The 24,186-nt window shown below is 68.4% G+C and carries 22 protein-coding genes and 1 pseudogene; 12 read left to right on the forward strand and 11 right to left on the reverse strand.

The features are described 5' to 3' along the window. Positions 1–118: 118 nt before the first annotated feature. Together DK254_RS09755 and DK254_RS09760 are read right to left on the reverse strand one after the other, a co-directional pair. Positions 119–268, reverse strand: a pseudogene (locus DK254_RS09755) (general stress protein); the annotation flags it as partial. A gap of 134 nt (positions 269–402) precedes the next feature. Then, positions 403–1,335, reverse strand: coding sequence for a LysR substrate-binding domain-containing protein (locus tag DK254_RS09760; RefSeq protein ID WP_109933619.1), 933 nt, complete (start codon positions 1,333–1,335; stop codon positions 403–405). A 142-nt stretch (positions 1,336–1,477) separates the two neighbouring features. Here DK254_RS09760 and DK254_RS09765 point away from each other — a divergent pair, with 142 nt between their 5' ends. The 6 genes from DK254_RS09765 to thiM all read left to right on the forward strand — a co-directional run bounded on the left by DK254_RS09765 (position 1,478) and on the right by thiM (position 7,472). Beyond that, on the forward strand, positions 1,478–3,061 hold the full coding sequence (locus DK254_RS09765; protein ID WP_109933620.1) for a peptidase M20: 1,584 nt from the start codon (positions 1,478–1,480) through the stop codon (positions 3,059–3,061). 81 nt (positions 3,062–3,142) lie between these two features. Further along, positions 3,143–3,373 carry a hypothetical protein gene (locus tag DK254_RS09770; protein ID WP_109933621.1) on the forward strand — a complete coding sequence of 77 codons (231 nt, stop codon included), beginning with the start codon at positions 3,143–3,145 and terminating at the stop codon, positions 3,371–3,373. Between the two features lie 164 nt (positions 3,374–3,537). Beyond that, positions 3,538–4,164, forward strand: coding sequence for an FMN-binding negative transcriptional regulator (locus DK254_RS09775; RefSeq protein ID WP_109933622.1), 627 nt, complete (start codon positions 3,538–3,540; stop codon positions 4,162–4,164). Positions 4,165–4,240: 76 nt separating this feature from the next. Continuing rightward, the gene (locus tag DK254_RS09780) at positions 4,241–4,777 is read left to right on the forward strand and encodes a cysteine hydrolase family protein (RefSeq protein WP_109933623.1); all 537 of its coding nucleotides are present in this window, start codon (positions 4,241–4,243) and stop codon (positions 4,775–4,777) included. A gap of 747 nt (positions 4,778–5,524) precedes the next feature. Next, positions 5,525–6,547: a hypothetical protein gene (locus DK254_RS09785; RefSeq protein WP_109933624.1), complete on the forward strand. Its 1,023-nt coding sequence runs from the start codon at positions 5,525–5,527 to the stop codon at positions 6,545–6,547. A gap of 61 nt (positions 6,548–6,608) precedes the next feature. Continuing rightward, on the forward strand, positions 6,609–7,472 hold the full coding sequence (gene thiM, locus DK254_RS09790; protein WP_109933625.1) for a hydroxyethylthiazole kinase: 864 nt from the start codon (positions 6,609–6,611) through the stop codon (positions 7,470–7,472). Between the two features lie 12 nt (positions 7,473–7,484). Here the strand turns inward: thiM and DK254_RS09795 are convergent, their stop codons facing one another. The 7 genes from DK254_RS09795 to DK254_RS09825 form a co-directional block, all read right to left on the reverse strand. Beyond that, on the reverse strand, positions 7,485–7,826 hold the full coding sequence (locus tag DK254_RS09795) for an FKBP-type peptidyl-prolyl cis-trans isomerase (protein WP_109933626.1): 342 nt from the start codon (positions 7,824–7,826) through the stop codon (positions 7,485–7,487). Positions 7,827–7,915: 89 nt separating this feature from the next. Beyond that, on the reverse strand, positions 7,916–8,278 hold the full coding sequence (locus DK254_RS09800) for a YajD family HNH nuclease (RefSeq protein ID WP_043317887.1): 363 nt from the start codon (positions 8,276–8,278) through the stop codon (positions 7,916–7,918). A 321-nt stretch (positions 8,279–8,599) separates the two neighbouring features. Next, positions 8,600–8,998, reverse strand: a complete 399-nt coding sequence (locus tag DK254_RS09805; RefSeq protein WP_109933627.1) for a YbaN family protein — start codon at positions 8,996–8,998, stop codon at positions 8,600–8,602. A 67-nt stretch (positions 8,999–9,065) separates the two neighbouring features. Further along, complete coding sequence (locus DK254_RS09810; protein ID WP_109933628.1) at positions 9,066–9,665, reverse strand: biliverdin-producing heme oxygenase; 600 nt, start codon at positions 9,663–9,665, stop codon at positions 9,066–9,068. Between the two features lie 385 nt (positions 9,666–10,050). Beyond that, a complete protein-coding gene (locus tag DK254_RS09815; RefSeq protein WP_109933972.1) occupies positions 10,051–11,109 on the reverse strand; it encodes an IS110 family transposase in 1,059 nt (352 codons plus the stop codon). A 259-nt stretch (positions 11,110–11,368) separates the two neighbouring features. Continuing rightward, positions 11,369–12,088, reverse strand: coding sequence for a 16S rRNA (uracil(1498)-N(3))-methyltransferase (locus DK254_RS09820; protein WP_109933629.1), 720 nt, complete (start codon positions 12,086–12,088; stop codon positions 11,369–11,371). A gap of 227 nt (positions 12,089–12,315) precedes the next feature. Beyond that, complete coding sequence (locus DK254_RS09825) at positions 12,316–13,719, reverse strand: adenosylmethionine--8-amino-7-oxononanoate transaminase (RefSeq protein WP_109933630.1); 1,404 nt, start codon at positions 13,717–13,719, stop codon at positions 12,316–12,318. Between the two features lie 154 nt (positions 13,720–13,873). Here DK254_RS09825 and DK254_RS09830 point away from each other — a divergent pair, with 154 nt between their 5' ends. The 3 genes from DK254_RS09830 (at position 13,874) to DK254_RS09840 (ending at position 16,746) form a co-directional block, all read left to right on the forward strand. Continuing rightward, the gene (locus DK254_RS09830) at positions 13,874–15,358 is read left to right on the forward strand and encodes a flavin monoamine oxidase family protein (protein WP_109933631.1); all 1,485 of its coding nucleotides are present in this window, start codon (positions 13,874–13,876) and stop codon (positions 15,356–15,358) included. Positions 15,359–15,587: 229 nt separating this feature from the next. Next, positions 15,588–16,142, forward strand: a complete 555-nt coding sequence (locus tag DK254_RS09835; protein WP_089390929.1) for a cytochrome b — start codon at positions 15,588–15,590, stop codon at positions 16,140–16,142. Positions 16,143–16,170: 28 nt separating this feature from the next. After that, complete coding sequence (locus DK254_RS09840) at positions 16,171–16,746, forward strand: YceI family protein (RefSeq protein WP_109933632.1); 576 nt, start codon at positions 16,171–16,173, stop codon at positions 16,744–16,746. Between the two features lie 42 nt (positions 16,747–16,788). Here DK254_RS09840 and DK254_RS09845 read toward each other — a convergent pair whose 3' ends face one another. After that, positions 16,789–17,232, reverse strand: a complete 444-nt coding sequence (locus DK254_RS09845; protein WP_089390927.1) for a MarR family transcriptional regulator — start codon at positions 17,230–17,232, stop codon at positions 16,789–16,791. 268 nt (positions 17,233–17,500) lie between these two features. Here DK254_RS09845 and mexA point away from each other — a divergent pair, with 268 nt between their 5' ends. The 3 genes from mexA to DK254_RS09860 are packed head-to-tail and all read left to right on the forward strand — an operon-like array spanning position 17,501 to position 23,258. Beyond that, a complete protein-coding gene (gene mexA / locus DK254_RS09850) occupies positions 17,501–18,649 on the forward strand; it encodes a multidrug efflux RND transporter periplasmic adaptor subunit MexA (protein WP_109933633.1) in 1,149 nt (382 codons plus the stop codon). Positions 18,650–18,664: 15 nt separating this feature from the next. Beyond that, on the forward strand, positions 18,665–21,808 hold the full coding sequence (locus DK254_RS09855; protein ID WP_109933634.1) for an efflux RND transporter permease subunit: 3,144 nt from the start codon (positions 18,665–18,667) through the stop codon (positions 21,806–21,808). Between the two features lies 1 nt (position 21,809). After that, entirely contained in the window at positions 21,810–23,258 is a 1,449-nt protein-coding gene (locus DK254_RS09860; protein WP_109933635.1) for an AdeC/AdeK/OprM family multidrug efflux complex outer membrane factor, read from the forward strand. Between the two features lie 445 nt (positions 23,259–23,703). Here DK254_RS09860 and DK254_RS09865 read toward each other — a convergent pair whose 3' ends face one another. Then, a complete protein-coding gene (locus DK254_RS09865) occupies positions 23,704–24,132 on the reverse strand; it encodes a UPF0158 family protein (protein WP_109933636.1) in 429 nt (142 codons plus the stop codon). Positions 24,133–24,186: the final 54 nt, after the last annotated feature.

Genomic DNA, 24,186 nt, shown 5'->3' on the forward strand with positions numbered 1-24,186 from the left:
GCGGGACCACCACGGCTAGGCGATGCCGCCAGGCGTGCGGGCGGAAGGTGTTTTCGACCTTGCCCCCGGAATGCAGCGCCCGGCGGAGCGACAAGCTTCGCCGGGGCTGGGGCGCGGCCTAGCCCTTGTCGCCGCCGTGGCTGCGCTGGCCGCCCTTGCGGCCGGCCTCGGCAGCCCGCTCACGATCGTTGGCGAAGTTGCCGCCGCTGCGCGAGCCGCCTTTCCTGCCGGCTTCCGCAGCCTTCTGGCGGTCGTTGGCGAAGTTACCGGGGTTGCTGTTGTTCGAAGCCATGCTGAAACCTCCGTGGGTGGATCCGCTTCGCGGGCCGCGTATCGGCCCGCTCCTCTACTCGGAAGGCCGCAGGGCGCAATGGTTCGAAGAAGTTGCGCCAGCGGCGCCGTTCAGCGTTCGGGGTAGGCCAGCGGCGCCTGCTCGAGGTCGCCGGCCTGGCGGATGGTGGCGGCCACCCGGGCCTTGAGCCACTGGCTGAAGGCACGCACCACCGGGCGCTCGGCCTTGAGCGCGTCGGTGACCAGGTAGTAGCCGCGGTTGGACTGGATGCTGATGTCGAACGGGCGCACCAGCAGGCCGCGGCGCAGGGCCTCGCCGCTGAGCAGGTTGTCGCCGATGGCCACGCCCTGGGCGGCGATGCAGGCGGCGAGGGTGCAGGTGGCGTCGGCGAACAGTACGCCAGAAGTGAAGTCGACATCGCGTGCGCCCACCGCGCCCAGCCAGAGCCGCCAGTCGGCGAAGTCGTTCATGTGCAGCAGGGTATGCCCGGCCAGTTCCGCGGGCTGCTTGAGGCCGCCGCTGGCGTTGAGCAGGCGCGGGCTACAGATCGGGAAGAAGTGCAGGGCGACTATCTGCTCGACCACCTGGCTGGGCCAGTCGCCGGTGCCGTAGGCGATGAACAGGTCCGCCTCGGCGGCGCTGGTGTCCTGGGGCGTGCGCGGCGAGACCACGTGCAGTTGCACCTGCGGGTAGCGCGCCAGGAAGTCGCCGATGTGCTGGCACAGCCAGTAGCTGGCGAAGCCGGGGTTGCAGCTCACGCACAGGCGCCCGCTGGCCTGCTCCGCGTCGAAGCGGCTGGCGGCGCGCTGCACGTCGGCGAGGATGCGCTGCACCTCGCGGGCGTAGTGCTCGCCGCGCTCGGTGAGGCGGATGCCGCGGCCGGTGCGCTCGGTGAGGGCGAAGCCCAGGCGCTCCTCCAGGGTGGCGATGCGGTGGCTGATGGCGCTGCGCGTCAGGTTCAGCTCGCCGGCGGCGGCGGACACGCTGCCCAGCCGGGCCACGGCGTCCAGGGCGCGCAGGGCGGTCATCGAGGGGAAGTGCATGGCGGCTCCAGGGCAGGGCGGTGGGCATGAATGGTGAAACTATTCGAACGGTTGAGTCTAATTTATTTCGATTGTTGTCTGGTCTGCTTCACCAATACTAGGGCGGCACCCAACAAGAACCCATCCCGATGAGGTAGCCGTCATGCCGCAGTACAAGGACTTCGCCCGTAGCTGGGTCGAGCGCAACCGCCAGCAGTTGTCCGACTGGCACCAGGTGATCTGGCACTACGCGGAGCCCGCTTTCCGCGAGTACAAGTCCTGCGCCTGGTACGTCCGGCGCCTGCGCGAGGAAGGCTTCAGCGTCGAGGAAGGCAGCGGCGGCATGCCCACCGCCTTCTGCGCCACCTTCAGCAACGGCGAGGGCCCGGTGCTGGCCACCTACGCCGAGTACGACGCCGTGCCGGGCAACTGCCAGGCGGCGGCCACCCGCAAGATGTCCCGCGAGGGCCTGTCGAAGTACGCGCCGGGCCATACCGACCCGCACTCGGCCCTGGGCATGAGCGCCCTGGGCGGGGTGCTGGCGGCCAAGGCGGCGATGCTGGAGTTCGGCCTGCAGGGCACCCTGAAGTTCTTCGGCGAGCCGGCGGAGAAGCTGCGCGCCTCCAAGCCGGTGCACGCCGCCAAGGGCTACTACGACGACCTGGACGCGGCCATCAGCTTCCACCCCACCTACATGCTGCCGCTGAACAACACCACCACCTGGGACACCCACTGCGGCATCGCCTATTCGTACATCTACACCTTCACCTGCGAGGAACCGCAGAACTGGATCGCCGCCGACAGGTACAGCCCCATCCCGCAGAACCACCTGGCGGCGCGGGCGCCGGGGGCCAACGACGCGCTGGTGCACTTCTACACCCTGAACGAGAGCCTGCGCCGCTCGACGCTGCCCTTCACCGGGCTGTGGAGCTTCAACGAGGCCATCCTCACCGCCGGCCAGGCCACCGCCGACAACCTGCCGCCGCACGTCTCGCAGATCCAGTACCTGCTGCGCTGCGATTCCATCGAGCAGGCCGAGACCATCGCCCAGGTGATGGACAACAACGCCGCGGCGGCGGCGCTGGCCACCGGCTGCCAGTGGAAGAAGACCTGGGTGTGCAAGTCCCGCGGCGGCCTGGCCAACCATGTGCTGGCCCAGGCCTGCTACGACAACCTGGCCGCCATAGGCGCGCCGCGCTGGGGCGAGGAAGCCATCGCCATCGCCCGCGAGGTCCAGGCCAACCTCGGCCTGGAGCCCATGGACCGGCCCTTCCTGCCGGCCACCGAGGCGCTCGTCGAGCCGCAGGAATGCGAGCGCCAGCTGCGCCTGCAGATGCCCGCCTGGCAGAAGTACCTGACCTCCGACGACTACCCCGAATACACCTGGCACTGCCCCACGGTGCGCCTGCTCGTGGCCCGGCCGATGCTCTCGGCGCCCGCCGGCTACAGCTACCCGGACTGGGTGGCCAACGCCCTGGGCGGCATCCGCCAGACCATCGACCCGATGATCGAGGTGGCCGCCAAGACCATCGCCTGCACCCTGCTCGACCTGTTCGCCCAACCGGAGCTGCTGGCCGCCGCCACCCGCGAGTTCGACGAGCGCACCGGCGGCGGCATCGGCGGCAGCCGGTGGCAGGCGCCGCTGCTGCCGCGCGACTTCCAGGCGCCGCACCGTTACCGCTGGCCGGAATACATCCGCACCGTGCGCGGCGAGGAGTGGTGGATCCCCGCGCGGGACGACGAGTAAGGCCGCCCGTCGCGCGACTGCAACCCGGGGGCGGCGGCGCCACTCAACCGCAGGAAGCCGCAGAGAGAGGGAGGAGCAGCCATGCCGAGCTGGATGATCAGTTACCACAAGGACGACAACACGAGCACGCTGTCGATGCCGTGCGAGCACGCACCGAGCCTGGAGGAGGCCGAGCGCTACCTGCTGGAATGGGCCCGGCACAACCTGGAGGCCGGCGACTACGGCGCGGCCCACGAGGCCACCGACGGCAAGCCGGGCGCGCTGCTGCTGCAGCTGTATGGCATCACCATCAGCGGTATCACCCGCGAGTGAGGGGCCGCGCTGCAAGGCCGGGTACCCGTGCGGGCCCCCGGCCATGCAGCAGTGCCTGCCGGGCGTTTCGAGGCAATGGTTCCCTTGGGCTGGCTGGAAATGGCTCTTTGTAGAAGGCCAATCGCCGCGCATCATGGTGGCCTTTCCCGTACCCGGAGAACGGCATGTACCTGCCCGAGCATTTCCGCGAGAGCCGCGTCGACGAGCTGCACCGCCTGATCCAGGCCCACCCGCTGGGCATGCTGGTGCACGCCAGCGGCGGCGCGCTGGACGCCGACCACATTCCCTTCGAACTGCTGCCCGGCGAGGGCGCCCACGGCCTGCTGCGGGCCCATGTCGCGCGGGCCAACCCGCTGTGGCGGCACGCCGACGGCAGCGAGGTGCTGCTGGTGTTCCGCGGCGCCGAGCACTACATCTCGCCCAACTGGTACCCCAGCAAGCACGTCGCCCACGAGCAGGTGCCCACCTGGAACTACCAGGTGGTGCACGTGCGCGGCACCCTGCGGGTGGTCGACGACGAGCGCTTCGTCCGCGGCCTGGTGGGCCGCCTCACGCGCACCCACGAAGCCGGCGAGGCGCGGCCCTGGCGCATGGCCGACTCCACCCCCGAATTCATCGCCGGGATGCTGGCCAGGGTGGTCGGCATCGAGGTGGAGATCCAGGCGCTGGTCGGCAAGTCCAAGCTCAGCCAGAACAAGGTGGCCGACGACGTGCGCGGCGCGGCCGCGCGCCTGGACGAGGAGGGCGCCGCCGAACTGGCCGGGGCCATGCGCGCGCACGTGCCGTCCTGATGCGGCGCTGGCCAGCCCGCCCGCGAGCGGCTATCGTTCCGGGCGGCCTTCAATACAGTTCCAAGGACACCTCGCCATGACCGTTGCCCTGCTCATCATCGACGTCCAGCACGTCCTCTGCGGCGGCGCCGAGACCTGCTTCGACCACCAGGGCGTGGTCGAGCGCATCAACGGCCTGAGCCGCCGCGCCCGCGACCTCGGCCTGCCCGTGGTCTTCGTCCAGCACGAAGAGGCCGAGGGCGACTTCCGCCATGGCGGCCCGGGCTGGCAACTGGCCCCGGCGCTGCAGGTGGGCGAGGACGAGCCGCGGGTGCGCAAGACCACCCCGGATGCGTTCAACGGCACCGAGCTGGATGCCATGCTGCGCCGCCTGGGCGTGACCGGCCTGGTGATCTGCGGCATGCAGACCGACTTCTGCGTGGACACCACGGTGCGCCGCGCCCTGGCCGAGGGCTACGACGTGGTGCTGGCCGGCGATGCCCACAGCACCACGGACAACGGCGTGCTGCGCGCCGAACAGATCATCGCCCACCACAACGAGGTGTTCAGCCGCATGAGCAGCTTCGCCCCGCGCCTGGAGGTGCTGCCCAGCGCCGCGGTGGCCTTCGACTGAGGCCCGGCGCGGACAGCCGCGATTGCTTACGGCGTGTTCCTTTTAACCGCGATCCGCGCCGACATGCCCCGCTATCGCGGAAAAGTTCCGCTCCTACGGTTCCAGGAAGCACGGATGTAGGCGCAACTGTCTTGCAGGCTGCGCCGCCTCTTTCCAACCCGTAGGGCGCATAACGCCTATGGCGTTATCCGCCGCGGCCGTCGGGCATCGGCGTTCCGGCCAACGGCGGATAACCGCGAACGGTTATTCGCCCTACGGTCGAGCACGGACGTAGGAGCAACTGTCTTGCAGGCCGTGCCGAGGTGCTCTTCGTAGGATGGGGTGAGCACTTGCGAAACCCATGCGGTCGTGGTGATGGGTATCGCTTCGCTCCACCCATCCTACGTCAGCGTTTGTCCTGCACTGTAGGACTCCGTCCGCGATGGCCGGGGGTATCGGCGCGGATCGCGGATGAAATCCGCTCCTGCGCGGCCCCACCCCCGCCATTCCCCTGTAGGAGCGCGCCCTGCGCGCGAATCGCGGGCAGGGCCCGCTCCTACAGGTTGACGCCGGATTTCCCGCCCGCGCCGGACAGCCGCCGCCGGGAGGCACGGTCGTAGGAGCGGACTCCGTCCGCGATAGCCTGAGCGCCTGCAGGCGCGACCGCCGCGCGTCCGGAGCGCCGGCCATGGGCTGCCGCCGGGGGTAAGGTGAGGGGACGCGGGGGTGGTCCGGTGTGCGGGCCGGCCCGGTGCGGAGGAAGAGCCGATGGCCAGCCGACCGACAGCCTGGCGACCGCTGCGCTGCCTGTTGCTGGCGGCGTTGTTGGCGCTTGCGGCCTGTGCCGGACGCCAGGCCGCCGAGCCGGCCGCGGCGCCGGTGACGGCGGCCACCTGGGCGCAGGTGGACCGCGACATCGCCGACGCCTCCATGGCCGCCGCCGACCAGGCCGAGGACTACGCCCGCAACGCCATGGAGGGCTGGATGGACCTGGTCTACCAGCGCACCGACAGCGACTTCATCCCCTGGTTCTCCGGCTACTGGACGCAGCAGTGGCTGGGCCTGCGGGTGGCCTGGTACAAACTCGGCGACAGCGAGAAGAGCCCGGCGGTCAGCCGCCTGTCCGTCTACCTGCAGGGCCAGTACCAGCGCCGCGTGCTCGACCCGGTGGCGAAGCAGGTCGACCCCGCGGCGGTGATGGAAGCCGCCACCCGCTTCTACGTGCAGGCCCTGGCCGGGCAGCTGGACGCCATCCCCGAGCGCCTGGGCGTGCCGCGCGCGCAGCTGGACCAGCGCCTGCAGGCCATCCCCGCCATCGCCCTGGGCCCGCCCGCCGCCCGCGACGCCTCGCTGTACCAGCTGCTGCGGGCGAAACGCCTGGACCAGTTGCCGGCCTACCAGGCGCTGATCGCCCGGGTGCACGACGCCTCGACGCGCACCGGGGTGGACGTGGATGAGCCGGACCAGGGCGTGTCCGCCGTGGCCCGGCGTACCAGCGAGAAGCTGCTGGGCGAGGTGACCGTCAGCGGCGCCGTCGGCGCCATCGCCGCGGCGGTGGGCAAGGCGGCGGGGACGGTGCTGTCCCTGGCCAGCACCGGCTTCACCGCGCTGTCCCGTGACCGCGAGCGTCCGCAACTGGAGGCGCAACTGCGCAAGGACCTCAACGATGCCTTCGACCAGCAGTGGCTGGCACTGATGGGCAACAGCCAGAGCGGCGTGCTGGCCGGCGTGCACTACCTGTCGCTGCAGGTGGAAGCGGGCGTCGCCGCGCCCTGGACGGCGCAGCCATAGAGGGCGCCGCGCGGAACGGGTAGATTAGGCGCACTTTCCGCCCCCCGTCCCGGAGCCGCCCATGCCCACCGCCGCGCCCGCCAGGTTCCTGCCCAGCCTGGATTCGATCATCGCCGCCCATGCCGAACTGCGCGCCGCGCGGCCGCTGGTGCAGTGCCTGACCAACGTGGTGTCGGCCAACTTCATGGCCAACGTGCTGCTGGCCGCCGGGGCCTCGCCGGCGATGGTCGACAATCCCGAGGAGGCCGCCGGCTTCGCCCGCGTGGCCGGCGCCGTGCTGGTCAACCTGGGCACCCCGACCGGCGCCCAGGTGGAGGGCATGCGCCAGGCGGTGCGTTCGGCGGTGGCCCATGGCACGCCCTGGGTGCTGGACCCCATTGGCGCCGGCGGCTTGCCCTGGCGCGGCAGGGTGGCCGCCGAGCTGCTGCAGCAGCGCCCGGTGGTGGTGCGCGGCAACGCCTCGGAGATCATCGGCCTGGCCGGGCTGGGGCAGGGCGCGCCGGGCTTCGACAGTTCCGACGATCCGGCCCGCGCGGTGCCGGCGGCGGTGGAGCTGCTGCGCAACTGCCAGGCGGTGTCGGCCTCGGGGGCGGTGGACCACCTGCTGGGCTGGGTCGGCGACAGCCGCGAGAGCGCCGTGCCGCGCCTGCTGCGCATCGGCGGCGGCAGCGCGCTGTTGCCGCGGGTGACGGCCTCTGGCTGTGCCCTGGGGGCGTTGGTGGCGGCCTATGCGGCGGTGGCAGTGGACGCCTTCACCGCCCTGGCGGCGGCCCACGTGCATTTCGCCGTGGCCGCTGAAATCGCCGAGGCGGCCAGCCGCGGCCCGGGTTCCTTCGCCGTGGCCTTCGTCGACGCCCTGGACGCGGTGGACGCCAACCTGCTGCGCCAGCGCGCCAGGCTCATGTCGGTGCAGTCCACGGCCTGAGGCGAGGCGCGCTCAGTCGTCGCGGGTCAGCACTTCCAGCAGTTCGATTTCGAAGATGAGGTTGGAGTTCGGCTTGATGTGCGTGCCGATCTGCCGCTCGCCATAGGCCAGGTGGGCCGGCACGAAGAGCTTGCGCTTGCCGCCGACCTGCATGCCCATCAGCCCTATGTCCCAGCCCTTGATGACGCGTCCCGTGCCGATCACGCACTGGAAGGGGCGGCCCTTGTCGTAGGAGGAGTCGAAGACGCTGCCGTCTTCCAGGGTGCCCTTGTAGTTCGTGGTGATCAGCGCGCCCTTGACCACCGCCTTGCCGTCGCCCGGGCGGATGTCCTCGATACGCAGTTCGTCGCTCATGTCTGTGCCTCTGTCGCAGGTGGCGGCCCGGCCGGGCCGTTTCGGGGCGCCGTTTTCGCAGGAAACGCCGCGCAAGGCAACAGGCGGGCTCAGGAATCCTTGTTGAGCAACGCGGCCAGCCCGGCCAGCGCCTTGTGCGTGACCTTCGGCCCGCTGGCGCCGGCGTCGTTGCCCTGGTAATGGGCGTCGACCTGGCGCTGGTGCTCGTTGTCGTGGCAGTAGAGGCACAGCAGCTCCCAGTTGGAGCCGTCCTCGGGGTTGTTGTCGTGGTTGTGGTCGCGGTGGTGCACGGTGAGTTCGCTCAGGCGCTTGCCGGAGAACTCGCGGCCGCAGCGCCCGCAGATCCAGGGGTACATCTTCAGGGCCTTTTCCCGGTAGCTGCTCTCGCGGCGCTGCTGCGCCTCGGCCAGGAGCTGGTCGACCTTGCTGGTGGGTTTGGCGGGGGTTGGCATGGTGGTGGCTCGGGTGGTTGGGGGCAGGTTTTCAGCATACCTCCGCGCAGGATGGATTGTCCGTATCACCGGAGGGGGCGGCGCAGCCTGCGGGTCCAATCGCGGACGGAGTCCGCTCCTACGCTCGTGCTTCCTGGAACCGTAGGAGCAACTGTCTTGTGGCCCGCGCCGAGATGCTCTTTGTAGGAGCGAGCTTGCTCGCGAACCGCATGGCACCGTGTTTGTTCGCGAGCAAGCTCGCTCCTACGAGAAGCCATGCTCGCCTGCAACGTAGGACTCTGTCCGCGATCATGGCGGATAACGCCGTAGGCGTTATGCGCCCTACGGGTCTGCGGCCGGTCGGTCGTCGGGGCGCGACCAGATCCACAGGTTGCCGATCGCCATCCCCAGCACCACCGCGTATAGCCAGTAGCCGTGGGGCAGGGTGACCAGCATGATCGCCAGCGCCGCGAGCATCGCCAGGCTGGCGGCGACCTTGGCCCGGCGGGCGATGGCGCGGCCGTTGCGCCAGTTGGCGAGGATGGGGCCGAACAGCCGGTGGTTCTCCAGCCAGGCGCTCAGCCGGGGCGAGCTCCTGGCCGCGGCCCAGGCCGCCAGCAGGACGAACTCGGTGGTCGGCAGGCCGGGCACCACCAGGCCGACCATGCCCACGCCCAGGCTGGTGTAGGCGAGCAGGGCATAGAGCAGGCGGGCGGTGCGCGAACGGGCGGGCTGGAACATCGGGACGGCAGCGACGGGGGTGACAGGCGCATCCTGGCGGCTGCCGGGATGCGCGTCAATCACCGCGTCAGGCGCGGGCGGCGGCATGCTCGTAGGCGTGCTGCAGCAGCACGCCGAAACGCTCGAAGGCGGCCAGGGCGCCGGCTTCGGCTTCGCGCTCTTCCGCGGCGCTCAGCGCCAGGCCGTCGAGGGTGCGGGTGAAGCGCTTCCAGCCCTCGGCGCGGCCGCCGGCCGGCTCGCCCAGGTGGCGGGCGCCGAAGTTCTCGTCCAGGCCCAGGGCGGCCACGCGTTTGATCAGGAAGGCGGCGCCGAGCTTGGAGCCCTCGGAGACGAACAGCCAGCCCAGCGCTTCGGCGCGGGACGGCCTGGTGATGGCGCCGGCCACCGGCGCCGGGACTTCCGCGCCCAGGTCGGCGAGGTCGGCCTTAGCCTGCAGGGCGCGGCAGCGCTCGGGCAGGTCGGGGAAGAGGGCGCCCAGCTCGGCGTCCTGGTACAGCGCCTGCAGTTCCGACTGGAACAGGTACTGGGCGACGACGAAGGGGGTGAAGTTCTCGCGGCTGGCGAAGGGCTCGTGGGCCTTCACCGCGTTGTCCAGGCGCTGGTGCGGGGCGTGGGTCGCCAGGTTCAGGCGCTGGGAGCGCAGGGCGGGGGCTTCCAGGGTGGTCATGCAACGGGTTCCTTGAAGTGGTGGATCACTGAAGACGAGACGAACGAGGGCGGGAAAAACGTAAAGAACGATGAGAGGTTTTCCTGTAGGAGCGGGCCCTGCCCGCGATTTCGCGCGCAGGGCGCGCTCCTATGTATGGACTCACCCCCACCGTCAACCCGCTTTTGAACAGAGGAACCCGATTGCATCTATGTATTAGGCCTGTTCGAGGAAGCCACGTCGGGCTTCTGGCCAACATTGGGTAAGCCCGCGGAATGCCGATTACAAAGAGGCCTCGAAGGCCAGTAGGAGCGTAGGCATCAATCCGCGACGGTCTGACCAGGGGTCAATGTTCTTCAGCAGGGGTTGGAGCGGCTTGGCGCCCCGGTGGCGGGAACTCGTTGGATCAGTGACTCATCTCAATCTCCTGGCAAGCGTTCGGCTTGCGCTGGTAGGTCTGCTCGCTGCGCAACAGTACCCAGGCGATCCGCAGGTTGCGGTTGGCCAGTCGCACGGCCGCCCCCTTGCGCCCCAGGCGCTGTAGCCAGCGTTGCAGGCGACGGTCGTCCGGGTGCTCGGAATCCGGCCGCAGTTGCTTCAATACCGCATGCGCGCCCACCACCATCAGGCTGCGCACATAGGCGTCGCCACGTTTAGTCATCTTGCCCAGTCGCACCTTCTGCCCGCTGCTGTGCTGGTCGGGCACGATACCGAAGTAGGCGGCGAACTGGCGCGCATTGGCGAAACGTTCCGGTTCGGTCTGCTTGGCCAGCAGCGCCGTGGCAGTGATCGGACCAATGCCACGCACCGTCATCAGCCGTTTCGCTGCCTGGTCCGCATTGGCACACGCTTCCAGACGCTCGGTCAGCGCTGTGATGCGCTCGCCCAGTCGCCTCCACTCGCTCAGCATCTCGTCGATCAGCTCACGCAGCAGATCCGGCAAGGGCTGGCTGGCGTCTTCCAGTACCCGGGGGACACCTTGGCTCAAGGCCGCCTCCCCCTGAGCCAGGGCGATGCCCTGCTCCAGCAGTAGCCCACGTATCTGATTACCCGTGGCCGTACGCCGCCGCACATAGCCACGCCGAATCCGGTGGCAGGCCTGCATCGCCAGCGCCGCGACACTCTTCACCGGCACCGACGCGATGCTGCAATCCCGTCCCGCTCGCAAAATGGCATGGGCATCATTGCGATCATTCTTTGCCCCGCTACGATGCTCGGCCACACGCTGGGCCGGCAGGATACGCACCGGGTTGCCCTGCATCTGCAGCAACCGGGCCCAGGCTTGCGCACCCGGACCGGTTTCCACCAGCACCGTCACGCCCCTCGGCAGCTTCTGCAGGAACACCTGAAACGCTTCACGCGACTTGATCCGCTGCTCGTACACCAACTGGCCCTGGGCATCTTCCCCGGCCACCTGGAATACCTGCTTCGCCAAATCCACGGCGACTGTCGTGCAAGCCGACACATCCACTGCAGACATGGGCTTCGTCGTCGTCGTATGCTTTTTCATGGCCTCACCCTCACTGTCGCTGGCTTCTTAGAATGCCACCGTGGCGCTTCGACGCCTCGGTGAGGGTGAGTCCATCCAATTACCGCCGCCCCACCCGCGCCATTCCCCTGTAGGAGCGCGCCCTGCGCGCGAATCGCGGGCAGGGCCCGCTCCTACACGGTTCGCAACGGCGGATAAGGTTTCAGGAATGTACCGGTGGTTGCCCGGCGAGGCCTCAGAAATCGCCCCACAGCTGCTGCGCCACGCTCAGCGCCACCACCGGCGCGGTCTCGGTGCGCAGCACCCGCGGGCCCAGGCGCGCGGCGTGGAAGCCGGCGGCCTTGGCCTGTTCCACCTCGGCGTCGCTGAGGCCGCCTTCCGGGCCGATGAGGAAGGCCAGGCTTCCCGGGCGGGCGTGGCTGGCCAGGGGCTCGGCCACCGGGTGCAGCACCAGCTTGAGGTCGGCCTCGGCGGCTTGCAGCCACTCGGCGAGGCCGACGGGCGCGTCTATCTGCGGCAGCACCGAGCGGCCGCACTGTTCGCAGGCGCTGATGGCGATCTGGCGCCAGTGGGCGGTGCGCTTGTCGGCGCGCTCGTCCTTCAGGCGTACCTCGCAGCGTTCGCTGACGATCGGGGTGATGCGCGCGGCGCCCAGCTCGGTGGCCTTCTGGATCGCCCAGTCCATGCGCTCGCCGCGCGACAGGCCCTGGCCCAGGTGCAGCCGCAGCGGCGACTCGGCCAGGCCGGCGAAGCTTTCGCGCAGCTCCACGCGCACGCTCTTCTTGCCCACCTCCACCAGCTCGCCGAGGAACTCCTGGCCGGAGCCATCGAACAGTTGCACGGCGTCGCCGGCGGCATGCCGCAGTACACGGCCGATGTAGTGGGCCTGGGCCTCGGGCAGCTCATGCTGGCCGAGGGAGAGGGGGGCGTCGATGAAGAAGCGGGAAAGGCGCATGTTATAGGGCTTCAGGCTATAGGCTGCAGGCTACAGGCCGGCAGTGTATCGCCTGCAGCCTGTGGCCTGAAGCCTGCCGCCGCTTTCAACCCGGATCGCGATGGTCCGGGAGCGCTGGCTGACCGCCACGCTGACGCTGAAGCGGGAAAGGCGCATGTTATGGGGCTGCAGGCTACAGGCCGGCAGTGTATCGCCTGCAGCCTGTGGCCTGAAGCCTGCCGCCGCTTTCAACCCGGATCGCGATGGTCCGGGAAACGCTGGCTGACCGCCACGCTCACCGAGCCCTTGCAGGCAATGTCGATGCCTTCGCTGGCCACTTCGGCGAGAAAGTCGATTTCCTCCGGGGTGATCACGTAGGGCGGCAGGAAGTACACCACGTTGCCCAGCGGGCGCAGCATGGCGCCGCGCTCCAGGGCGTGCTGGTAGACCTTCAGGCCGCGGCGTTCCTGCCAGGGGTAGGGCGCGCGGCTGGCCTTGTCCTGGACCATCTCGATGGCCAGGGCCATGCCGGTCTGGCGGACCTCGGCCACGTGGGGGTGGTCGGCCAGGTGCGCGGTGGCCGAGGCCATGCGCGCGGCCAGGGCCTTGTTGGCCTCGATGACGTTGTCCTGCTCGAAGATGTCCAGGGTCGCCAGGGCTGCGGTGCAGGCCAGCGGGTTGCCGGTGTAGGTGTGCGAGTGGAGGAAGGCGCGCAGGGTGGCGTAGTCGTCGTAGAAGGCCTGGTAGACCTTGTCGGTGGTGAGCACCGCGGCCATCGGCAGGTAGCCGCCGGTCAGGGCCTTGGACAGCACCAGGAAGTCCGGGGCGATGCCGGCCTGCTCGCAGGCGAACATCGTGCCGGTGCGGCCGAAGCCGACGGCGATCTCGTCGTGGATCAGGTGCACGCCGTAGCGGTCGCAAGCCTCGCGCAGCAGCTTCAGGTACACCGGGTGGTACATGCGCATGCCGCCGGCGCCCTGGATCAGCGGCTCGACGATGACCGCGGCGACTTCCGCATGGTGCTGTTCCAGGGTGCGTTCCATGTGTTCGAACATGGCCCGCGAATGAGCCTCCCAGCTTTCGCCCTCGGCGCGCAGGTAGCAGTCCGGGCTGGGCACCTTGAGGGTGTCCAGCAGCAGCGACTTGTAGGTCTCGGTGAACAGCGCCACGTCGCCCACCGACATCGCCGCCACGGTTTCCCCATGGTAGCTGTTGGTCAGGGTGACGAAGCGCTGCTTCGCCGGCTGGCCGCAGTTCTGCCAGTAGTGGTAGCTCATCTTCAGCGCCACCTCGATGCCCGAGGAGCCGTTGTCGGCGTAGAACACCCGCGACAGGCCTTCGGGGGTGAGGCGCACCAGGCGCTCGGACAGCTCGACCACCGGTTGGTGGGTGAAGCCGGCGAGGATCACGTGCTCCAGCTGGTCCACCTGGTCCTTGATGCGCTGGTTGATGCGTGGGTTGGCGTGGCCGAAGACATTCACCCACCAGGAGCTGACCGCATCCAGGTAGCGCTTGCCCTCGAAGTCTTCCAGCCACACGCCCTGGCCGCGGCGGATCGGGATGACCGGCAGGCGCTCGTGGTCTTTCATCTGGGTGCAGGGGTGCCAGAGCACCTCCAGGTCGCGCTGCATCCACTCGGCGTTCAGGCCCATGGCAGGTCTCCTCTTGAAGTCGTCGGGCAAGCCTATGCAATGGGACATGGACGGACAAGGCGCGCGCCGCGACACACGGCAGGGGATGGCATCTGGCCGGCCACTGGGCGCTGGCGTATGCTGCGCGCCTTCGCACCATGTTGGGGGATGCACGATGAAGATTCGATGGCTGCGCGCGGCTTCGCTGCTGGCGCTGGCGGCGTTCAGCGCGTTCGCGTTGGGCAAGGACAGGCAACCGACCGCGATCGTGGTCGGCGGCGGGCTGGCGGGCCTCAGCACCGCCTATGAACTGCAGCAGTCGGGCTGGCAGGTCACCCTGCTGGAGGCCAAGCCGCAGATCGGCGGGCGCTCGGGCCTGGCCACCAGCGAATGGCTGGGCAACGCCAAGGCCCAGCCGACCCTCAACGGCTACCTGGACACCCTCAAGCTCAAGGCGGTGCCGGCACCGGAGTTCGTGCGCACCCCCAGCTACCTGATCGACGGCGTCTACTACAGCTCCTCTGACCTGAAGCAGAAGATGCCCGCCGTGGCCGCCGACCTCGAGCGCTTCGAGAAGTCGCTGAACGACCTCTCGGCGTCCATCGACGACCCGCTGGACCCGCTGGCCAACAAGACCCTGTTCGCCCTCGACCAGCTCAACGTCGCCCGCTGGCTGGACAAGCTGAACCTGTCGCCGACCGCGCGCCTGCTGGTCAACCAGCGCATCCGCTCGCACTACGACGAGCCCTCGCGCCTGTCGCTGCTGTACCTCGCCCAGCAGGGCCGGGTGTACCGCAACGTCGACGACCGCGACCTGCGCGCCGCGCGCCTGCCCGGCGGCAGCCAGGTGCTGGCCGAGGCCTTCGTCAAGCAGTTGAAGACCATCAAGACCAACGCCCGCGTCAGCGCCATCGTGCAGGACAAGGACGGCGTCACCGTCAAGGCCGGCGCCACCGGCTACAAGGCCGACTACGCGGTGCTCGCCGTGCCGCTGCGCGCCCTCGGCCAGATCCAGCTGACCCCGGGCCTGAGCGCCAAGCAGCAGGAGGCGCTGAAGAACACCAACTACGGCTGGCGCGACCAGATCCTGCTGAAGTTCAAGCGCCCGGTGTGGGACGACAAGTCGCGCCTGTCCGGCGAGATCTACAGCGACCAGGGCCTGGGCATGATCTGGGTGGAGCCCGCGCTCAAGGGCGGCGCCAACGTGCTGATCAACCTCTCCGGCGACAATGCCCGCGTGCTGCAGGCCTTCGGCGACCGGCAGATGGTCGACCAGGTGCTGATCCGCATGAACAAGTACTACCCGAAGATGCGCGGCGCCTATTCCGGCTATGAAATGCGCCGCTACAGCACCGACGTCAGCACCGGCGGCTCCTACCTGGCCTACGGCCCGGGGCAGATCAGCCGCTTCTGGCGCGCCTGGGAGCAGCCGCTGCCGCGCGTCGCCTTCGCCGGCGAGCACACCGACGCGCTCTACCCGGGCACCATCGAGGGCGCCCTGCGCAGCGGCAAGCGCGCCGCCGCGCAGCTGCGCGACCTGGCCGACGGCAAGACCATCAGCATCCCCGCGCCGGCCAAGGCCAGCGAAGTGCCGGCGGCACCGGCCGCGGGCGAGGGCAAGAAGAAGGGCGCCTTCTCCTGGTTCACCGACATGTTCTGAGCCGCGGCTCCGGCCGTGGAAAGGGGCGCCCGCGGGCGCCCCTTTTCTTTTGCATCGAATAATTCCCGTACCCTGGGTGTTATCCCGTAAAACGCCCCTGGAGGCTCTGGAATGGTCATTAGCCAGCGAATCTATCTTGTGAATCGATGTTTCAAAGCAGTAATTTCCACTTTTATCCGATCGTTTTGCCGCTAGTCTTGACGCTCCGGCTTTATCAGGAAACCTCTCGATGCAATGGCGTAATTCGCCCTCCCGTTACGGTCTGGTCAGTCTCTTCCTGCACTGGGGCAGCGCCCTGGTGGTCTTCGGCCTGTTCGGCCTGGGCCTGTGGATGCGCGAACTGGACTACTACGACACCTGGTACCACCGCGCCCCGGAAATCCACAAGAGCATCGGCATCCTGCTGGCCATCGCCCTGATCGTGCGCATCGCCTGGCGCTTCCTCAGCCCGCCGCCGCCGGCCCCGGCCAACCATGGCGCGCTGACGCGCAAGGCCAGCAAGCTCGGCCACCTGGCCCTGTACGGGCTGCTGGTCGCGGTGATAGTCGCCGGCTACCTGATTTCCACCGCCGAGGGCAAACCCATCAGCGTGTTCGGCTGGTTCGACGTGCCGGCGACCCTCAGCGGGCTGCCCGAGCAGGCCGACACCGCCGGCGCCATCCACCTGTACCTGGCCTGGGCCCTGGTGGTCCTCGCCGTGCTGCACGCCCTGGCGGCGCTCAAGCACCATTTCCTCGACCGCGATGCGACCCTTACCCGCATGCTCGGCCGTTCCACGGATTGACCCCACCTCTCACCATACGGAGATCACCATGCTGAAGAAGACTTTCGCCGCCCTGGCCCTGGGTACCGCCCTGTTCAGCGCCGGCCAGGCCATGGCCGCCGACTACAAGATCGACAAGGAAGGCCAGCACGCCTTCATCGAGTTCCGCATCCAGCACCTGGGCTACAGCTGGCTGTACGGCCGCTTCGACGACTTCGACGGCGCCTTCACCTTCGACGAGAAGAACCCGGCCGCCGACAAGGTCAAGGTGACCATCAACACCAACAGCGTGAACACCAACCACGCCGAGCGTGACAAGCACCTGCGCAGCGGCGACTTCCTGAACGTCTCGAAGAACCCCACCGCGACCTTCGAGTCCACCGGTGTGAAGGCCGATGGCAAGAACGCCGAGATCAGCGGCAACCTGACCCTCAACGGCGTGACCAAGCCGGTCACCATCAAGGCCGAACTGATCGGCCAGGGTGATGATCCGTGGGGCGGCTACCGCGCCGGCTTCCTCGGCACCACCACCCTGAAGCTGAAGGACTTCAACATCCAGCGCGACCTCGGCCCGGCTTCCCAGGAAGTCGAGCTGACGCTGTCGGTGGAGGGTGTGCGTCAATAAGACGCAGTTGCAGCGAAACGCCGGCGCAAGCCGGCGTTTTCGTTAGCGGGGCAGCTCCTGCTGGGCGTCCAGGCAGCGTTGCAGCAGCTGCGCCATGCAGCGTTGCTCGTCGGCGTCCAGTGGTGCAAAGAGGCTGTCATGGGTGCGTGCCAGAATGGCCTGGGCCTGTGCGTGAACGACCTTGCCGGCCTCGGTGAGGAACAGCTGGAAGCTGCGCTGGTCCCCCGGGTTGCGCTCGCGCCGCACCAGGCCGCGGCTCTCCATCTCGCGGACCTTGCGGGTGATCAGCGCCTTGTCGCGGCACATCTGCCGGCCGACGTCCTGCAGGTTGAGGCCCTCGGCCTCGCCGATCAGCTCCAGCAGGCGGATGTCCGGCGGCGCCAGGTCGATGCCCTGGGCGTGCAGGCCCATCTGCAGCTGGGTGCGCAGATGCTCGAAGAGCGCCATCAGGTTCTGTGGCAGGTCGGGATTCACGGGGCGGGTCATGGCCTGGACGGGGTAAACGGAATGTAAAGCCGATTGATCGGCCGATTCATTTTCCTTATTTTAGTTGACGCTATCAACTTTATAACAAGCCGCTCACGCCTGACCGGAGACAGCAGGAAACTATCAGCCATCGGCTAAAACGTTTCAGTGCTTTTCTGACAGGGCTTTCGGACGTTTACAAACAAACCTGAATGTAAGTATTTTGCCAGCCTTTCCGGCCCGGCTGCCTGCCGTGGTGCCGGATGCTTTCGCTTACGAGGACAACGATATGCAACGAACGCCAGCCAAGCGCGCCCTGGTCTGCGCCCTGCTCGTCGCCATGGCGACCCTTGCCGCCTGCGGCAAGAACGAGGCCCCGCAGCAGGCGCAGATCCCGGAGGTCGGGGTGGTGACCCTGCAGGCCCAGACGGTGCCGCTGAGCACCGAGCTGCCCGGTCGCACCACGGCGTTCCGCGTGGCCGAGGTACGCCCGCAGGTCAACGGCATCATTCTCAAGCGCCTCTTCAAGGAAGGCAGCGACGTCAAGGAAGGCCAGCAGCTGTACCAGATCGACCCGGCCACCTACGAAGCCACCTACCAGAGCGCCAAGGCCAACCTGATGTCCACCCAGCAGCAGGCCGAGCGCTACAAGCTGCTGGTGGCCGACGAGGCGGTGAGCAAGCAGCAGTACGCCGATGCCCAGGCCGCCGCGCTGCAGGCCAAGGCCGCGGTGGACCAGGCGCAGATCAACCTGCGCTACACCAAGGTGCTGTCGCCCATCTCCGGGCGCATCGGCCGCTCGGCGGTGACCGAGGGCGCGCTGGTGACCAACGGCCAGGCCACCGCCATGGCCACCGTGCAGCAGCTCGATCCCATCTACGTCGACGTCACCCAGCCGTCCACCTCGCTGCTGCGCCTGCGCCGCGAGCTGGCCGCCGGCAACCTGCAGAAGGCCGGCGACAATGCCGCCAAGGTCAAGCTGTTCCTCGAGGACGGTTCGGCCTACCCGCAGGAAGGCAAGCTGGAGTTCTCCGAGGTCTCGGTGGACCAGGGCACCGGTTCGGTGACCGTCCGCGCCGTGTTCCCCAACCCCGGGCATGAGCTGCTGCCGGGCATGTTCGTGCATGCCGTGCTGCAGGAAGGGGTGAAGGACAAGGCCATCCTCGCGCCCCAGCAGGGCGTCACCCGCGACCTGCGCGGCCAGCCCACCGCCCTGGTGCTGGGCGCCGACGACAAGGTCGAGCTGCGCAACATCAAGACCGACCGCACCGTGGGCGCCTACTGGCTGGTCACCGAGGGCCTCAAGCCCGGCGACCGCCTGATCACCGAGGGCCTGCAGTACGTCCAGCCCGGCGCCCAGGCCAAGGCCGTGCCGGCGAAGAACGTCGCCCCCGCGCCTGAGGCCGGCACGCCCGCCGCCTCGGACAGCCAGGGTTAACCAAGGGGTTTCGCAATGTCGAAGTTTTTCATTGACCGGCCTATCTTCGCCTGGGTTATAGCCCTGGTGATCATGCTGGCGGGCGGGTTGTCGATCCTCTCGCTGCCGGTGAACCAGTACCCGGCCATCGCCCCGCCGGCGATCGCCATCCAGGTGAGCTACCCGGGTGCCTCCGCGGAAACCGTGCAGGACACGGTGGTCCAGGTGATCGAGCAGCAGATGAACGGTCTCGACCATCTGCGCTACATCTCCTCGGAGAGCAACTCCGACGGCAGCATGACCATCACCGTGACCTTCGATCAGGGCACCAGCCCGGACATCGCCCAGGTCCAGGTGCAGAACAAGCTGCAGCTGGCCACGCCGCTGCTGCCGCAGGAAGTGCAGCAGCAGGGCATCCGCGTGACCAAGGCGGTGAAGAACTTCCTGATGGTCGTCGGCATCGTCTCCGAAGACGGCAGCATGACCAAGGAAGACCTGTCGAACTACATCGTCTCCAACATCCAGGACCCGCTGTCGCGGACCGCGGGCGTGGGCGACTTCCAGGTGTTCGGTTCGCAGTACGCCATGCGCATCTGGCTGGACCCGGCCAAGCTCAACAGCTACCAGCTGACGCCCAACGACATCGTCACCGCGGTGCAGGCGCAGAACGTGCAGATCTCCTCCGGCCAGTTGGGCGGCCTGCCCGCCTTGCCGGGACAGCAGCTCAACGCGACCATCATCGGCAAGACCCGCCTGCAGACCGCCGAGCAGTTCGGCGACATCCTGCTCAAGGTCAACACCGACGGTTCCCAGGTGCGCCTGAAGGACGTCGCCCGGGTGGCTCTCGGCGGCCAGGACTACAGCATCAACGCGCAGTTCAACGGCAAGCCGGCCTCGGGCATCGCCATCAAGCTGGCCACCGGCGCCAACGCGCTGGACACCGCCAAGGCGATCCGCGCCACCATCGGCCGTTTGCAGGACTTCATGCCCGAGGGCATGAAGGTGGTCTACCCGTACGACACCACCCCGGTGGTCTCCGCTTCCATCCATGAAGTGGTCAAGACCCTGGGCGAGGCGATCCTCCTCGTGTTCCTGGTGATGTACCTGTTCCTGCAGAACTTCCGCGCCACCCTGATCCCGACCATCGCCGTACCGGTGGTGCTGCTGGGCACCTTCGGCGTGCTGGCGGCGTTCGGCTTCTCGATCAACACCCTGACCATGTTCGGCATGGTATTGGCCATCGGCCTGCTGGTGGACGACGCCATCGTGGTGGTGGAGAACGTCGAACGGGTGATGGCCGATGAAGGCCTGCCGCCCAAGGAAGCGGCGCGCAAGTCCATGGGGCAGATCCAGGGCGCGCTGGTGGGCATCGCCATGGTGCTCTCCGCGGTGTTCCTGCCGATGGCCTTCTTCGGCGGCTCCACCGGGGTGATCTACCGGCAGTTCTCCATCACCATCGTCTCGGCCATGGCCCTGTCGGTGCTGGTGGCGCTGATCCTCACCCCGGCGCTGTGCGCCACCATGCTCAAGCCCATCCAGAAGGGCGACCATGGCGAGCACAAGCGCGGCTTCTTCGGCTGGTTCAACCGCAAGTTCATCGACACCACCCACGGCTACGAGCGCGGCGTCACCTCGATCCTCAAGCACCGCTCGCCGTACCTGCTGCTGTACGTGGTGATCGTCATCGGCATGGCCTGGCTGTTCACCCGCATCCCCACCGCCTTCCTCCCCGACGAGGACCAGGGCGTGCTCTTCGCCCAGGTGCAGACGCCGCCGGGCTCCTCCGCCGAGCGTACGCAGAAGGTGGTCGACCACATGCGCGAGTACCTGCTGGACAAGGAAGGCCAGGCGGTCAACTCGGTGTTCACCGTCACCGGCTTCAACTTCGCCGGCCGCGGCCAGAGCTCGGGCATGGCCTTCATCATGATGAAGCCCTGGGAAGAGCGCCCGGGCTCGGAGAACAGCGTGTTCGCCGTGGCCGATCGCGCCCAGCACTACTTCTTCAGCATCAAGGACGCGATGGTCTTCGCCTTCGCCCCGCCGGCGGTGCTGGAGCTGGGCAACGCCGTGGGCTTCGACATCTACCTGCAGGACCAGGCCGGCGTCGGCCACGAGGCGCTGATGCAGGCGCGCAACAAGTTCCTCCAGCTCGCCTCGCAGAACCCCGTGCTGCAGCGCGTGCGCCCCAACGGCCTGAACGACGAGCCGCAGTACCAGCTGCTGATCGACGACGAGAAGGCCAGCGCGCTGGGCGTTTCGCTGGCGGACATCAACAGCACCATTTCCATCGCCTGGGGTTCGAAGTACATCAACGACTTCATCGACCGTGGCCGGGTGAAGAAGGTGTATGCCCAGGGTGAGCCCGGTGCGCGCATGAGCCCGGAAGACCTGGCCAAGTGGTACGTACGCAACGCCAGTGGCGAGATGGTGCCCTTCACCGCCTTCGCCACCGGCAAGTGGACCTACGGCTCGCCGAAGCTGGCGCGCTACAACGGCGTGCCGGCCATGGAAATCCTCGGTGAGCCGGCCCCCGGCCGCAGTACCGGCGAGGCCATGGCGGCGGTGGAAGAGATCGTCCAGCAACTGCCCAAGGGCATCGGCTACTCCTGGACCGGCCTGTCCTACGAGGAACGCCTGGCCGGCTCGCAGACCACCTCGCTGTTCGTGCTCTCGGCCATCGTGGTGTTCCTCTGCCTGGCGGCGCTGTACGAGAGCTGGTCGATCCCGTTCTCGGTGATGCTGGTGGTGCCCCTGGGGATCATCGGCGCGCTGCTGGCCACCTCGATGCGCGGGCTGTCCAACGACGTGTTCTTCAAGGTCGGCCTGCTCACCACCATCGGCCTGTCGGCGAAGAACGCCATCCTCATCGTGGAGTTCGCCAAGGAACTGCACGAGCGCGAGGGCAAGCACATCGTCGACGCGGCCATCGAGGCCTGCCGCATGCGTCTGCGCCCGATCGTCATGACCTCGCTGGCGTTCATCCTCGGCGTGGTGCCGCTGGCGATCTCCAGCGGCGCCGGCTCCGGCAGCCAGCACGCCATCGGTACCGGGGTGATCGGCGGCATGGTCACCGCGACCGTGCTGGCGATCTTCTGGGTGCCGTTGTTCTACGTGGTGGTCAGTACCCTGTTCAAGGACAAGGCGTCCAAGCAGCAGGCGACCACCGAGAAGGGGCATTGATATGAGAAAGTCCTTACTCACCCTGGCCCTGGCGGCAGCCGCGCTGTCCGGCTGCTCGCTGATCCCGGACTACCAGCGCCCCGAGGCGCCGGTAGCCCAGGCCTACCCCCAGGGCCCGGCCTATGCCGGCGCCCAGGGCGGCGGCGCGAGCGCCGCCGCCGACCTCGACTGGCAGAGCTTCTTCAGCGACCCGCAGCTGCGTCGCCTGGTCGAAGTGGCCCTGGACAACAACCGCGACCTGCGCGTCGCCGCGCTGAACGTCGAGGCCTACCAGGCGCAGTACCGCATCCAGCGCGCCGAGCTGTTCCCGGCGGTGAGCGCTGACGTGAGCGGCTCGCGCCAGCGCCTGCCGGAGCGGGTGTCGACCACCGGCAACGACATGATCAGCAGCCAGTACGGTGCCACCCTGGGCGTCACCGCCTGGGAAGTCGACCTCTTCGGCCGCCTGCGCAGCCTGCGCGACCAGGCCCTGGAGCAGTACCTGGCCACCGAGGAAGCGCGCCGCAGCACCCAGACCGCGCTGGTGGCCAACGTCGCCAACGCCTACCTGACGCTGCGCGCCGACCAGGCCCAGCTGCAGCTGACCCGCGACACCCTGGCCACCTACCAGAAGACCTACGACCTGACCAAGCGCAGCAACGAGGTCGGCGTGGCTTCGGCCCTGGACCTGCGCCAGGCGCAGACCTCGGTGGAAAGCGCGCGGGCGACCCTGGCGCAGTACACCCGCCTGGTGGCCCAGGACCAGAACGCCCTGACCCTGCTGCTGGGCAGCGGCGTGCCGGCCGACCTGCCGCGGGGCATGGACCTGGAGCAGCAGGTGCTGGCCCAGGTGCCGGCCGGGCTGCCCTCGGACCTGCTGCAGCGGCGCCCGGACGTGCTCGAGGCCGAGCACCAGCTCAAGGCGGCCAACGCCAACATAGGCGCGGCGCGCGCCGCGTTCTTCCCGAGCATCAGCCTGACCGCCAACGCCGGCAGCCTGAGCCCGGATCTGTCCGGCCTGTTCGACGCGGGTTCCGGCACCTGGCTGTTCAAGCCGTCCATCAGCCTGCCGATCTTCAACGCCGGCAGCCTGAAGGCCAGCCTGGACCTGGCCAAGGTGCAGAAGAACATCTACGTCGCGCAGTACGAGAAGGCCATCCAGACCGCCTTCTCGGAAGTCGCCGACGGCCTGGCTGCACGGGGCACCTACGGCGACCAGCTGACCGCCCAGCGGGCCCTGGTCAAGGCCAGCGAGGACTACTACCGCCTGGCCGAGAAGCGCTACCGCACCGGTGTGGACAACTACCTGACCCTGCTCGACGCCCAGCGTTCGCTGTTCAGCGCCCAGCAGCAGCTGATCACCGACCGCCTGAACCAGCTCACCAGCGAGGTGAACCTGTACAAGGCGCTCGGCGGCGGCTGGCAGGAAAGCACCGCGCAGCAGCAGTCGAAGCCGCAGCCCAAGGGCTGAGGCCACGGCCAAACGAAAACGCCGCCCCTCGGGGCGGCGTTTTCGTTTGTGGAGCCCAGCGAACTGTCTCGCAGGTTGTACCGGGGTGCTCTTCGTAGGAGCGAGCTTGCTCGCGAACGCACTTCGCTGCGGGGCTTATTCGCGAGCACGCTCGCTCCTACGAGAAGCCGTGCCTGCCCGTACGGAAGGATCTCATCCGCATCGCGGACAAAGTCCGCTCCTACGACCGTGCCTTCCTGGAATTGTAGGAGCGGGCCCTGCCCGCGATTCGCGCGCAGGGCGAGCTCCTACAGGGGGACGGCGCGGGTGGGGTTACGTCAACATCGTAGGATGGGTTGAGCGGAGCGATACCCATCGCTATGGCCAGATGGGTATCGCAAGCTCAACCCATCCTACGACGAGCGTCTCGTCACAGTTGGCGTACAACCGCGAACGGTTGTACGCCCTACAACGCGGCGCTTTGCCCGGCAGGGCGGATGTCGTGGTCGGCGAGCCAGTCCAGGGCGCATTCGCGCAGGCGCTCGGCCTGGTAGTCGTACCAGGCCTGGAGCAGGTCCGGGTAGCCCATGAGCACGTGGCGGAAGGCCTTGAACGGCTTGCGCCCTTCCAGGGCCGAGGCCATGGCGGCGTAGGCGTGGGGTTCGCCGACCTCGCGGAGGAAGTCGCGCATCAGTTCCAGGGATTCGCGGCTGCTCAGCGGCTCGATCGGCAGCAGGCGCTCCGGGTCCTGCTCCAGCAGGAGCAGCAGGTCCGGGTCGGGAGCGTCGGTCAGCAGCGGCACCACCTGGCCGCTGCCCAGGTCCAGGTAGTGCTCGATGTCGCTGGTGTCGAGGGCGACGGCGAGTTCGTCGAGGTCGATGGTCAGCGGGCGCATGGTCACTCTCCGGTTGGGCGAGAGCCCCCAGCCTATCCCATGCGCCGCCTGCTT

It is taken from the genome of Pseudomonas sp. RW407, from assembly GCF_003176655.1.
Lineage (GTDB): Bacteria > Pseudomonadota > Gammaproteobacteria > Pseudomonadales > Pseudomonadaceae > Pseudomonas > Pseudomonas delhiensis.